The 12,365-nt window shown below is 72.3% G+C and carries 8 protein-coding genes and 1 pseudogene; 5 read left to right on the top strand and 4 right to left on the bottom strand.

Annotated elements, in window-relative coordinates; genetic code table 11:
• Positions 1-88: 88 nt before the first annotated feature.
• A complete protein-coding gene (locus tag MTQ01_RS09255) occupies positions 89-1,306 on the bottom strand; it encodes a S8 family peptidase (RefSeq protein WP_374207668.1) in 1,218 nt (405 codons plus the stop codon).
• Between the two features lie 363 nt (positions 1,307-1,669).
• Here MTQ01_RS09255 and MTQ01_RS09250 point away from each other — a divergent pair, with 363 nt between their 5' ends.
• Complete coding sequence (locus tag MTQ01_RS09250) at positions 1,670-3,427, top strand: NAD+ synthase (protein ID WP_247488468.1); 1,758 nt, start codon at positions 1,670-1,672, stop codon at positions 3,425-3,427.
• A gap of 137 nt (positions 3,428-3,564) precedes the next feature.
• On the opposite strand, the gene MTQ01_RS09245 is transcribed toward MTQ01_RS09250, so the two are convergent.
• Entirely contained in the window at positions 3,565-4,854 is a 1,290-nt protein-coding gene (locus tag MTQ01_RS09245) for an aspartate aminotransferase family protein (RefSeq protein WP_247488466.1), read from the bottom strand.
• Positions 4,855-4,961: 107 nt separating this feature from the next.
• Here MTQ01_RS09245 and MTQ01_RS09240 point away from each other — a divergent pair, with 107 nt between their 5' ends.
• Positions 4,962-5,939 carry a LysR family transcriptional regulator gene (locus tag MTQ01_RS09240; RefSeq protein WP_247488464.1) on the top strand — a complete coding sequence of 326 codons (978 nt, stop codon included), beginning with the start codon at positions 4,962-4,964 and terminating at the stop codon, positions 5,937-5,939.
• Positions 5,940-6,060: 121 nt separating this feature from the next.
• On the opposite strand, the gene MTQ01_RS09235 is transcribed toward MTQ01_RS09240, so the two are convergent.
• On the bottom strand, positions 6,061-7,278 hold the full coding sequence (locus tag MTQ01_RS09235) for an MFS transporter (RefSeq protein ID WP_247488462.1): 1,218 nt from the start codon (positions 7,276-7,278) through the stop codon (positions 6,061-6,063).
• Positions 7,279-7,552: 274 nt separating this feature from the next.
• Positions 7,553-8,578, bottom strand: coding sequence for an endonuclease/exonuclease/phosphatase family protein (locus MTQ01_RS09230; RefSeq protein WP_247488459.1), 1,026 nt, complete (start codon positions 8,576-8,578; stop codon positions 7,553-7,555).
• A 444-nt stretch (positions 8,579-9,022) separates the two neighbouring features.
• Here MTQ01_RS09230 and panB point away from each other — a divergent pair, with 444 nt between their 5' ends.
• From panB to MTQ01_RS09215, 3 genes and pseudogenes are all read left to right on the top strand, one after another.
• The gene (panB, locus tag MTQ01_RS09225; protein ID WP_247488457.1) at positions 9,023-9,886 is read left to right on the top strand and encodes a 3-methyl-2-oxobutanoate hydroxymethyltransferase; all 864 of its coding nucleotides are present in this window, start codon (positions 9,023-9,025) and stop codon (positions 9,884-9,886) included.
• A gap of 234 nt (positions 9,887-10,120) precedes the next feature.
• Positions 10,121-11,131: pseudogene (locus MTQ01_RS09220) on the top strand (ATP-binding cassette domain-containing protein); the annotation flags it as partial.
• Positions 11,132-11,445: 314 nt separating this feature from the next.
• The gene (locus MTQ01_RS09215; protein ID WP_247488455.1) at positions 11,446-12,300 is read left to right on the top strand and encodes an ABC transporter permease; all 855 of its coding nucleotides are present in this window, start codon (positions 11,446-11,448) and stop codon (positions 12,298-12,300) included.
• Positions 12,301-12,365 lie beyond the last annotated feature (65 nt).

Below are 12,365 nucleotides of genomic sequence, written 5' to 3'. Positions count from 1 at the left end.
CGCGAGGCTCGCGTGGGCCGAACTGCGGTGCTGGGGTGCGCAGTTGGCCACTGCGCGGTTCGGGCGTGCGGCGCCCGGGGTGGAGTCGTTACTGCACGACGCGCAGCAGCAGGTTCGGCGAGCCGCTGCCCGGGTTGCCGACGACACCCTCGGTGGCGGCACCCTCCAGCGCGGCCGAGACGTCCGCCGGGGCGGCGTCCGGGTTGTCCGCGAGGTAGAGCGCGGCGACGCCGGCGACGTGCGGCGAGGCCATCGAGGTGCCGGAGATGGTGTTGGTGTCGGTGTCACCGGTGTGCCAGGCGGCGGTGATGCCGGAGCCCGGGGCGAAGATGTTCACCGCGGAGCCGTAGTTGGAGTAGGTGGCACGGCTGTCGGTCTGCTCGGTGGCGCCGACGGTGATCGCGGTGTCCACGCGGGCGGGCGAGAAGTTGGCGGCGTCGGCGGAGGAGTTGCCGGCCGCGACCGCGTAGGAGACGCCCGCGGCGATGGAGTTCTCCACGGCCTGGTCGAGCGCCGCGTCCGCGCCGCCGCCCAGCGACATGTTGGCGACGGAGGGGCCGTCGGCGTTCTGGGTCACCCAGTCCACACCGGCGACGACGCCGGCGGTGGTGCCGGAGCCGTTGTCGTCCAGCACGCGGACGCCGACGATGTCGGCTTCCTTGGCGACGCCGTACGCGGAGCCCGCGGCGGTGGAGGCGACGTGGGTGCCGTGGCCGTTGCCGTCGCTGGCATCGTCGTCGTCGTCGACGGCGTCGTAGCCGTGGACGGCGCGACCGCCGAAGTCCTCGTGGCTGATGTGCACACCGGTGTCGATGACGTACACGGTCGCACCGGCGCCCGCGCTGTCGGGGTAGGTGTAGCTGTCGTCCAGGGGCAGTTCGGCCTGGTCGATGCGGTCCAGGCCCCAGGACGGCGGGTTGGCCTGGGTGCCGTTGATGCTGACCTTCTGGTTGGCGAAGACCTGGTCGACGGCCGGGTCGGCCGCGAGCTTCTTGGCGTCCGAGGCGTCGAGCTCGGCGGCGTAGCCGTTGAGCGCGGCCTTGTAGGTCTGGGTGACCTTGCCGTCGTACTTGCCCATCAGGGACTTGCCGTCGGCCGAACCGGCCTTCATCTGGCCCTGCTTGAGCGTCACGATGTAGCTGCCGTCGATCGCGTCGGCGGAGCTCGCTCCGACGATGGTGCCCTCGGGCGCCGAGCTGGCGGCGTTGGCGGGGAGGGCGACGGCGAGGCCGATCGCGCCGGCGGCGACCGCCGCGGCGATGGTGAGGGAAGCGCGGCGTCTGTTGTGGGTACGCGAACCTGCCATGGAGAAGAAGCCTCCTGATGTGGGGGTGGCGCTGTGGGGGGTGCGTTCAGCGAGCTGTTCGCCGTCCGGGGGCCCGCACCGCGGCTCCCGAACGTGATCCACCTCACCCGATTGACGCGGGCAGAACAAGAGACTTCCGGGTGGGGATTTCATGGAGCTTGCGACGAGAGCGTCACCGTTCCTTCACAGCCCAACACGCTTGCGGCACAAGGAGTTCGGGCAGTGTTCGCACTTCCCCGACGGCCGGAGAAGAGCCGCGAAACCGCTCCCACCTGCATCGGAAATCCCGCCGTAGGCACCGCGTCGCGGAGGTCACTCCGCCCGGACCCCCCATAACGTCAAAGTGACGGTTAGTCTGTCCCCGTGCCTCAACTACGCCTGGCCCTGAACCAGATCGACTCCACCGTCGGCGACCTCGACGGCAACCGCGCCTCCGTGCTGCGCCGCACCCGGCAGGCGGTGGCCGACGGCGCGCATCTGGTGGCCTTCCCGGAGATGACCCTCACCGGCTACCCGGTGGAGGACCTCGCGCTGCGTCCGTCCTTCGTCGAGGCCTCCCGCACCGCGGTGCGGGAGTTGGCCGCCGAACTCGCCGCCGAGGGCCTGGGCGAGGTGCCCGTGGTCGTCGGCCACCTGGACCGCGCCGAGGAGGAGCGGCCCCGGTACGGCCGCCCCGCCGGCGCCCCGCGCAACGCCGCCTCCGTGCTGCACCGCGGCGAGATCCGGCTCACCTTCGCCAAGCACCACCTGCCCAACTACGGCGTCTTCGACGAGTTCCGCTACTTCGTCCCCGGGGACACCCTGCCGGTGATCCGGGTGCACGGCGTCGATGTGGCGCTGGCCATCTGCGAGGACCTGTGGCAGGACGGCGGCCGGGTGCCGGCCGCCAGGGAGGCGGGCGCCGGGCTGCTGCTGTCGGTCAACGCCTCGCCCTACGAGCGAGACAAGGACGACACCCGGCTGGAGCTGGTCCGCCGGCGCGCCCGCGAGGCCGGCTGCACCACCGCCTATCTCGCGATGACCGGCGGACAGGACGAGCTGGTCTTCGACGGCGACTCCATCGTGGTGGACGCCGAGGGCGAAGTCCTCGCCCGCGCGCCGCAGTTCGCCGAGCACTGCGTCCTGCTGGACCTGGAGCTGCCCGCGGCGGCGCCCCGGCCGCCGAGCGGCGTGGTCGCCGACGGGCTGCGCATCGACCACCGCACGCTGAGCGCCGACCCGCTGCCCCGCTACGAGGCCGAGCACACCGGCGGCCTCGCTCCCCCGCTCGGCGATCTGGACGAGATCTACACCGCCCTCGTCACCGGCCTGCGCGCCTACGTCACCAAGAACGGCTTCCGCTCGGTGCTGATCGGCCTCTCCGGCGGGATCGACTCCGCGCTGGTCGCCGCCATCGCCGTGGACGCGCTCGGCCCCGAGCAGGTGTACGGCGTCTCCATGCCCTCCCGCTACTCCTCCGGCCACTCCCGCGACGACGCCGCCGAACTGGCCGAACGCACCGGTCTGCGGCTGCGCACCACCGCGATCGAGCCGATGTTCGCCGCGTACATGGAGGCGCTGGGGCTGACCGGGCTGGCCGAGGAGAACCTCCAGTCCAGGCTGCGCGGCACCCTGCTGATGGCGCTGTCCAACCAGGAGGGCCACATCGTCCTCGCCCCGGGCAACAAGTCCGAGCTGGCCTGCGGCTACTCGACGCTCTACGGCGACTCCGTCGGGGCGTACGGGCCGATCAAGGACGTCTACAAGACCACGGTCTTCGCCCTGGCCCGCCGCCGCAACGAGGCGGCACTCGAACGCGGCGAGACCCCGCCCATCCCGGAGAACTCCATCACCAAACCGCCCAGCGCCGAGCTGCGCCCGGACCAGGTCGACACCGACTCGCTGCCCGACTACGAGGTGCTCGACCGCATCCTGGAGCTGTACGTCGACCGCGACCGCGGCGCCGAGGAGATCGCGGCGCAGGGCTTCGACCCCGAGCTGGTCACACGCGTGCTGCGGCTGACCGACACCGCGGAGTACAAGCGGCGGCAGTACCCGCCGGGGACGAAGATCTCGGCCAAGGGCTTCGGCAAGGACCGCCGACTGCCGCTGACCAACCGCTGGCGGGAGTCGGCCGACTGACCTCCGCAGACCCGCCGCCCCCGGTCGGGCCGGGTCCCGTGCGCAGAACGACCCCACCGGCCGCGGTACGCCCCTGCGGGGCGTGCGCCGCGGCCGGTCGCGGTGCGCCCGGGCCGGTCCCGGCGCGGGCGCCCGGCTCAGGCCACGTCGCCGAGTGCGCGGTCGAGCAGGTCGACGCCCCGCTCCAGCTCCTCCTCGGTCGCCGTCAGCGGCGGCGCGATCCTGAACACCCCGCCCATGCCCGGCAGTTGGACGATGTTCATGTGCAGCCCCAGCTCGTAGCAGCGCTGGGTCACCGCCGCACCGAGCCGGTCGGTGGCGCCCTCGCCCTCGGCGACCAGCTCGACACCGAGCAGCAGCCCGCGCCCGCGTACGTCGCCGACGACCTCGTGGCGCTCCATCAACCGCTCCAGCCCCGCGCGCAGCCCGGCGCCGGACTTGCGGGCGCGCACCTCCAGGCCCTCCTCGGTCAGCACGTCGAACACCGTGTTGCCGACGGCGGCCGGCAGCGGATCGGCGACATGGGTGGTGAAGAAGAGGAAGCCGCGGTCGTGGGCCTGCTGCTCGATCTCGGCGGTCGTCACCACGGCGGCCAGCGGCAGGCCGGCGCCGAGGGTCTTGGAGACGGTGAGGATGTCGGGCACGACGCCGTCGTGCTCGAAGGCGTACCAGTCGCCGGTGCGGCACAGCCCGGTCTGCGCCTCGTCGAGGATCAGCAGCATCCCGCGCTCGCGGCACTTGGCGGCGAGCGCCGCGAGGTAGCCGGGCGGCAGCTCCACGACACCGCCGGAGCTGAGGATCGGCTCCACCAGGCAGGCGGCGAGGCTGCCGACGGACTGGGCGTCGATCAGGTCGAAGCCCAGATCGAGCTGGCGCCGCCAGTCCAACTCGCCGTCGGCGCCCAGCAGATCGGGGTGGAAGCGGTCGGGCACGGGCAGGGCGAAGTTGCCGGGTGTGGCCGGGCCGTAGCCCTTGCGCCCGGCGCTGTAGGTGGCGTTGGCGGCGGCCTGCGTCATCCCGTGCCAGCTGCGCGCGAAGGAGACGATCTCGTGCTTGCCGGTGACGAGCTTGGCCATCCGCACGGCGGCCTCGTTGGACTCGGCGCCCGTGGTGAGCAGCAGCACCTTCTCCAGCGGGTCCGGCAGCGACTCGGCGAGGCGGCGGGAGAGTTCGACCACGGGCGGGCTGAGCATCCCGCTGTGCAGATGGTCGAGTTCGGCGATCTGGCGCTGCACGGTCTCCACGATGCGCGGGTGTGAGTGGCCGAGGATCGCGCTCATCTGGCCGGAGGTGAAGTCGAGCAGCTCCCGGCCGGTCTCGGTGACGATCGTGGTGCCGGAGGCACGCACCACGAGCTCGGGGGAGAAATCGGCCCGGCCGCTGTAGCGGACGAGGTGTCGGGCGGCGTCTGCTGCGTGAGGAGGCATGCCCCGACCATAGGAAGACCGCCCGCACACGTCCATCGCACAGTTTCGACGAGTCTGTTCGGCGCAGCCGTACGGATCGCCGGCCGCGGGGACCGTACGATGCCGGGGTGCTGAACTCCGGACGCCTGCGCCTGCTCAGCCTGCTGGAGACGCTGGGCACCGTGCGCGCCGTGGCCGAGGCCACCCATCTGAGCCCCTCCACCGTCTCCCAGCAACTGGCGGTGCTGGAGCGGGAGACCGGTTCCACCCTGCTGGAGCGGGTGGGCAGACGGGTGCGGCTGACCCCGGCGGGGCTGCTGCTGGCCCGTCGCGGCAGGGACATCCTGGACGACATGGCCGAGCTGGAGGCCGAGCTGCGCGCCATCGACGAGGAGCCGGTGGGCACCGTGCGACTGGGGCTCTTCCAGAGCGCCGTCTATCCGCTCGCCGTCCCCGCGGTGCGTCGGCTGGCCGTCACGCACCCCCGACTCCGCGTCGAACTGCTGGAGTTGGAGCCGCACGAGAGCGCGCAGGCGCTGCGCTCCCAGGAGGCGGACGTCGTGGTGACGACCGCCGACTACGGCGACCTCTCCTGGCAGACGGACCTGGAGGTGACGCCGCTGGGCGCCGACCCGGTGGTGCTGGTGCTCCCCCGCGGCCACCCGCTGACCTCCCGCACCGCAGCGGTGGGCCTGGCGAGCTGCGCCCAGGAGCGGTGGGCCTGCGACCGGCCGCGCTCGTACATGGCCGAACTGACCCTGCGGCTCTGCCGGGAGGCGGGGTTCGAGCCGCGGGTGGTGTGCCGCTTCAACAACTATCTGCTTCAGCTCAAGCACGTGGAGTCGGACGGTTCGGTGACGCTGCTGCCGTCGCTGGCGGTGACGCCCGAGCACGCGGTCGTCACCCGCGAGCTGAGCCCGCCCTCGTACCGCAACGTCTCCCTCGCCGTACGCCGCACCACCACCCAGCGCGCCGCGGTGACGGCGGTGGTGGCGGCGCTGCGCGACCACCCCGACATCCCGGCGCTGAGCAGCCCCCGGCGGTCGACTCCGCCCGTCGGCCCGCGGGCGCCCGGGAACTCCGCACCCCACCCGCCCGACGGCTGAAAACCGGCGGTGACGGCTGACGGTGGCGACGGACGACCGGCGGTGGCGACCGGCGGTGGCGACCGGCGGTGACGGCTGACGACCGGCGGTGGCGACCGGCGGCTGACGGCCGGCCGGCGGGTTACCGGATGTCGGCGTGGGCCGCGGCCTTCCGCCGGATCGGGCTGCGGCCGACGATGCGCGAGACACGAGGGCGTCCGCCCCGGTCCAGGGCGCCCGCGACCAGGGCGATGACCAGTCCCACCAGGGCAAGTCCGGCGCCCACCAGGGTCGGTGAGGTCCAGCCCCACCCTGCGGAGATCGCCGCGCCGCCGAGCCAGGCGCCGGCGGCGTTGGCCAGGTTGAAGGCCGAGTGGTTGGAGGCGGAGGCGAGGGTGGGCGCGGCGTGGGCGCTGTTCATCACCAGCATCTGGAGCGGGGTGGTGGTCATGAACCCCACCGCACCGATGACCGTGACGGTCACCAGCGCCGCCCAGGTGTGGTGGGCGGTGTAGTGGAAGAGCACCAGCACGACGCTGAGGGCGGCCAGCGATCCGTAGAGGGTCGGGCGCAGTGCGCGGTCGGTGAGCGGTCCCGCGACGAAGGCGCCGAAGGTCATGCCGATGCCGAACAGGGCGAGCACCCAGGTGACGGAGGAGTCGGCGAGTCCGGTCACCTCGGTGACGGTCTTGGCCAGGTAGCTGTAGACCGCGAACACCCCGGCGAAGCCGAACACCGCGGTGAGCAGGCCGAGTACGACCTGGCGGTTGGCCAGCGCCCGCAGCTCGCCGCCGAGTCCGCCTCCGCGCTCCAGCGGCAGGCGCGGCACCAGCGCCCAGAGCGCGGCCATGGCGAGCAGCCCGATCGCGGTGACCACCAGGAACGTGGCCCGCCAGCCGAGTTCGTGGCCGAGCGCCGTACCGGCGGGGACGCCGAAGATGTTGGCGACGGTCAGCCCGAGGAACATCGTCGCCACCGCGCGGGCCCGCCGCTCCGGGGCGACGAGCTGGGCGGCGACCACCGCGCCGACGCCGAAGAACGCACCGTGCGGCAGTCCCGCCAGCACCCGGCCGGCGAGCAGGGTGCCGTACCCCGGTGCCAGTGCGGAGGCGAGGTTGCCGACGGCGAAGAGCGCCATCAGCCAGATCAGCATGCGCCGCCGCGGGACACGCACCCCGGCGGCGGTGAGCAGCGGTGCGCCGATGACGACACCGATCGCGTAGGCGGAGACGAGGTGGCCGGCGGTGGGCACCGAGGTGCCGAGGTCCTCGGCGACCGCGGGCAACAGGCCCATCATCACGAACTCGGTGGTCCCGATGCCGAAGGCGGCGACCGCCAGGGCGAGCAGGGCCAGAGGCATGGCTGTTCCTTCGGGTTCTCGGAGGGAGGCGGGCGAGGTTATGTTCTCTCGCGGAACAAATACTCTCACGTGCCTGTTCCCCGCCGCGCACACCAAGGGCCACAAGCGGCGAGGATCACAGTGGGAGGCCGCACCGAGAGCCAAGGCCGGACGCGGCGGCTCACACCCCGCACACGCCGCTCCCCCGCTCCCGCACACACGACCGCCCCCGCACACAGAGAGCGGGGGCGGGGGCGCACCCGAGGGGCGGACCGACCCGGGGCCGATTGGCCGGTTACAGCTCCACGGAGGCGGCGACCGGCAGGTGGTCGCTGCCCGTTCTCGGCAGCGTCCAGGAGGAGACCGGCTCCAGCCCCTTGACCATGATCTGGTCGATCCGCGCCATCGGGAACGCCGCGGGCCAGCTGAAGCCGAAGCCCGCCCCCGAGGCCCCCTGGGTGGAACGCATCAGGGAGGTCACCGGGGCCAACGCGCGGTCGTTCATGGTGCCGTTCAGATCGCCGAGCAGTACGACCCGCTCCAACTGCTCGGAGGCGATGGCCCGCCCCAGCTCCTCGGCCGCGTCATCGCGCTGACCGGCGGTGAAGCCCGCCTTGAACTCCACCCGCACGGACGGAAGATGGGCGACGTAGACCGCGATGTCGCCGTGCGGGGTGGCCACCGTGGCACGCATCGCCCGGGTCCAGCCGATCTTGATGTCGACCTCCCGGACGTCGGTCACCGGGTGCTTGCTCCACAGGCCGATGGTGCCGCGCACCGCGTGGTGCGGGTAGTCGGCTGCCAGGGACTCGGTGTAGGCGGAGGAGGCCTTGGCCGAGGGCAGCTCCTCCAGGGCCAGCACGTCCGCGCCGGAGGACGCCAACTGCTCGGCGGTGCCCGCCGGATCGGCGTTGTCGGCGTCGACGTTGTGGGTGACGACGGTCAGTCCGCGCTCGCCGCCGTCGCCGCCGGTCTTGTCGGTGACCAGACCGCCGAAGAAGTTGAGCCAGATCAGCAGTGGCACGAGCAGCGCCACCAGCGCGGTCGCCGAACGCCGCAGCAGGGCACAGCCCAGCAGCAGCACGATGCCGATGCCGCACCAGGGAAGGAAGGTCTCCAGCAGGCTGCCGAGACTGCCGATCGCGTTGGGCACCTTGGAGTGCAGTGCGATGAGGAGCCCCAACAGCAGGGCGAGAACGGCGAGAATCCTGCCGCGACGCCACACACCGGCCCGCCAGCCGAGCCGCGAAGCGCCCCTGCCGCCCACCTCGGGCTGGTCGGTGCCGACCGAACCCACCCCCGTGGTGTCCACCCCTGCCATGCGCTGTCCTCACTTACCCGGGTACTGCCGGCGGCCGACCGGGCGAATGCGGGGGGCGACCGGGAGGACCCGGGACCTGGCGACCACTCGCGAAGAGTACGCCACAGCCGGCTCCTCCAGAAAACGTGCGCGCCCCGCCTCGCGACGGACCGTTCCCCGCTCATGACGAGTACGGGGCACACGAAGGTTCCGGCTGCGGGCAACTGATCCGCGACGGTTCCGCGAGCACGTATTTCACGCCAAGAATTTCAGTGACCCTCTGTCATCAACGCAGCGTGCGTAGGGCGCCACTTGGAACCCTCGGTCACCGCGCGCCGGTCTGCGCCGCTCGGCGGCGGGTGTGTGGCGCAGCCCCTTCCACGCCGTTCCCACCGATGTCACCATGGCAGGAGATCCGGGGACGCCGTAGGGGCGCCTCGAGACGAGAACACAGGAGCCAGTGCAATGACGCATGCCCAAACGGCTGCCGACAGCAGCAAGGCGCTCTACGGAGGAGTCCACACCGGGCGCAAGCGCAGGGTCACCGCGCGTGACCTCGTCCTTGCCAAGGAACGTGGCGAGAAGTGGCCGATGCTCACGGCCTACGACGCGATGACCGCGAACGTCTTCGACGAGGCCGGTATCCCGGTGCTCCTCGTCGGCGACTCGGCGGGCAACTGCCAGCTCGGGTACGAGACGACCGTGCCCGTGACACTCGACCAGATGACCATGCTCTCCGCCTCGGTGGTGCGCGGCACCAGCCGCGCGCTGGTCGTCGCGGACCTGCCGTTCGGCTCGTACCAGGAGGGGCCGACCCAGGCGCTGCGCAGCGCCACCCGGCTCGTCAAGGAGGCCGGGGTGGGCGCGGTGAAGCTGGAGGGCGGCGAACGCTCGCTGGCGCAGACCGAGTTGATCGTGTCGGCCGGCATCCCTGCCATGGCCCACCTCGGGCTCACCCCGCAGTCCGTGAACACCATGGGCTACCGGGTGCAGGGCCGCGCCGAGGAGGACGCCCACCGTCTGCTGCACGACGCGAAGTCGGCCCAGGAGGCGGGCGCGTGCGCGGTCGTGCTGGAGCTGGTGCCGGCCGAGTTGGCCGCCGAGGTGACGCGCTCGCTGTCCATCCCCACCATCGGTATCGGCGCGGGCCCGCAGACGGACGCGCAGGTCCTGGTGTGGGCGGACATGGCCGGTATGACGGACGGCAGGCTGCCGCGCTTCGTCAAGCAGTACGCCCGACTGCGGGAGCAGCTCGGGGACGCGGCCAAGGCGTTCGCCGAGGACGTGGCCGGCGGCGCGTTCCCGGCCGAGGAGCACACCTTCCACTGATGCGGCCGGGGCGCGGGTGACACCGGCAGGGCACGGGAGGACCCGACCCGGCCGGACGGCCGCACCCGCCCGACACTCACGTCGGCCCGACAGCCACGCCGGTCCAGTGCGTGTGCGCCGATTCAGTTCATCGGCGCACACACCGGGTCGATCCCGTGCACCGCGACAGCCCTCCCCTCGACTTCGGGGGAGGGCTGTCGGTCGTTTGTCGGTGGCCGCTGCGAGGATGCCCCCATGGTGGGCAACAGTGGTACCGGCACGGTGGGCCTGACGGCTCCGCCCCGGGGCGGCGGTGCGATCGAAGTACGCGGCCTGGTCAAGCACTTCGGTCCGACCCGGGCGGTGGACGGCGTCGACCTCACCGTCGCCGAGGCGAGCGTGCACGGCGTCCTCGGGCCGAACGGCGCGGGCAAGACCACTCTGGTGCGCTGCCTGTCCAGCCTGCTGGTCCCGGACGGCGGCACCGCCCACGTGGCCGGCTACGACGTCGTTCGCGAACCCCGCCAGCTGCGCCGGGTGATCGGGCTCACCGGCCAGTACGCCTCGGTCGACGAGAAGCTCTCCGGCTGGGAGAACCTCTACATGATCGGGCGGCTGCTGGACCTCAGCCGCAAGGACGCCCGCCGCAGGGCGTACGCGATGCTGGAGCGCTTCTCCCTGACCGAGGCGGCCAAGCGCCCGGCCGCGCAGTACTCCGGCGGCATGCGCCGGCGGCTGGACCTCGCCGCCTCCATGATCGGGCGGCCCCAGGTCCTCTACCTGGACGAGCCGACGACCGGCCTGGACCCCCGCACCCGCAACGAGGTGTGGGAGGAGGTCAAGCGGATGACCAGCGAGGGCACCACGGTGCTGCTGACCACTCAGTACATGGAGGAGGCCGAGCAGCTCGCCAGCGATCTGACGGTCATCGACCGCGGCCTGGTGATCGCCGAGGGCAGGGTCGCCGAGCTCAAGGCGAAGGTGGGCGGGCGCACCCTGCGCATCGAGCCGCTGGTGAAGGAGGAGATCCACCACATCCTCGGCGCGCTGGCGCAGTCCGGGATCGTCGGCGCGGCCGACGCCACGCTCGATCTGGACGAGGGCGTCGTACAGGTGCCGATCGTCGGGGACGAGCAGCTCACACAGGTGATCGGCCTGGTGGGCCACTACGGCTTCCGGCTGACCAACATCAGCACCCAACTGCCCAGCCTGGACGAGGTGTTCTTGGCCCTGACCGGGCGCAAGACCTCGCCGCGGCCGGAGGAGGAGGCGCCCGGCGCCGCGCCGCCCGCGCCCCACCACCCGGGTCCGGACCCGGCCCACCGCCCCGCGCCCGAGTACGGCCGGGAGGGTCAGGGTGCCCGTCCCGGCCGGGCCCCCGGCCACCCCGGCGGACAGCAGGGCGGGTACGGCGGCCACCCCGGCGCACCGAGCGGACAGCAGGGCGGGTACGGCGGGCCGGCCGGTCGCGTCGGCGGCGCTCCCGGCGGGCCGGCGCAGCACGGCAACGGCCCGGGCAACGGCCCCGGCGGGCGCGGCGGCGGTCAGGGCCCGCAGGACTCACTCCAGGGGATCGGCATATGAGCGCGGTGTACACGGTGGAGCCCGCGGAGGACCACCCGGCGGAGCAGAGGCAGAGCGGCGGGGCCCGCCCCGGCGAGGGCCGAATAGGTCTGCGGGCCAATCTGCGGCACATCGGCGCCCTGGTCCGGCGCAACGTCATGCACTTCAAGGCAGACCCGGAGTCGATGTTCGACGCGGTGCTGATGCCCATCATCTTCACGCTGCTCTTCGTCTACGTCTTCGGCGGCGCCATGACGGGCGGCGAGGGCAACTACGTCAACTACCTGCTGCCCGGTCTGATGGCGATGGGCGGAATGACGCTCGCGATGTCGGTGGGCACCGGTATCAACGAGGACTTCAAGAAGGGGGTGATGGACCGCTTCCGCACCATGCCGATCGCCCGTTCCTCGGTGCTGATCGCCAAGGTCGTGGTGGAGATCGGCCGGATGGTGGTCTCCTCCTTCATCCTGCTGGTCGTCGGCTTCATCCTCGGCTTCGAACTGCAGACCGGCCCGCTCCAACTCCTGGGCGCGGTCGGCCTCTCGCTCTACTTCGGCGCCTCGCTGACCTGGATCTTCATGCTGCTCGGCCTGTCGCTGAAGACCCCGCAGGCGGTGCAGGGGCTCGGTGTGCTGGTGATCATGCCGCTGCAGTTCGCCTCCTCGATCTTCGCCAGCCCGGCCACCATGCCCGGCTGGCTGGAGACCTTCACCGATCTGAACCCGATCTCCCAACTCGCCGACGCGGCGAGGGGTTTGATGAACGGCGAGGGCGAGGTCGCGGGGCCGGTGATGATGACCCTGTTCTGGGGCGCCGCGATCACCGCGATCACCATGCCGCTGGCGGTCCGCAAGTTCCGCAGCAAGACCTGACACACCCGCGCGCACCGGCGTCCGGACCGGGTGCGCACGGCCTCGCGCCGCCGGGCGCGCGCTGC

This window comes from Streptomyces sp. XM4193, assembly GCF_023072595.1.
Taxonomy (GTDB): Bacteria; Actinomycetota; Actinomycetes; order Streptomycetales; family Streptomycetaceae; genus Streptomyces.
Note: the sequence above shows the minus strand (reverse complement) of the source record. Positions and strands in the feature narration are given on the sequence as shown.

Excerpts from the sequence above, each read along its gene's own strand:
- MTQ01_RS09255 (WP_374207668.1), bottom strand. The coding sequence starts at position 1,306 with ATGGCAGGTTCGCGTACCCACAACAGACGCCGCGCTTCCCTCACCATC.
- MTQ01_RS09245 (WP_247488466.1), bottom strand. The coding sequence starts at position 4,854 with ATGCCTCCTCACGCAGCAGACGCCGCCCGACACCTCGTCCGCTACAGC.
- MTQ01_RS09230 (WP_247488459.1), bottom strand. The coding sequence starts at position 8,578 with ATGGCAGGGGTGGACACCACGGGGGTGGGTTCGGTCGGCACCGACCAG.
- MTQ01_RS09215 (WP_247488455.1), top strand. The coding sequence starts at position 11,446 with ATGAGCGCGGTGTACACGGTGGAGCCCGCGGAGGACCACCCGGCGGAG.
- MTQ01_RS09235 (WP_247488462.1), bottom strand. The coding sequence starts at position 7,278 with ATGCCTCTGGCCCTGCTCGCCCTGGCGGTCGCCGCCTTCGGCATCGGG.
- panB (WP_247488457.1), top strand. The coding sequence starts at position 9,023 with ATGACGCATGCCCAAACGGCTGCCGACAGCAGCAAGGCGCTCTACGGA.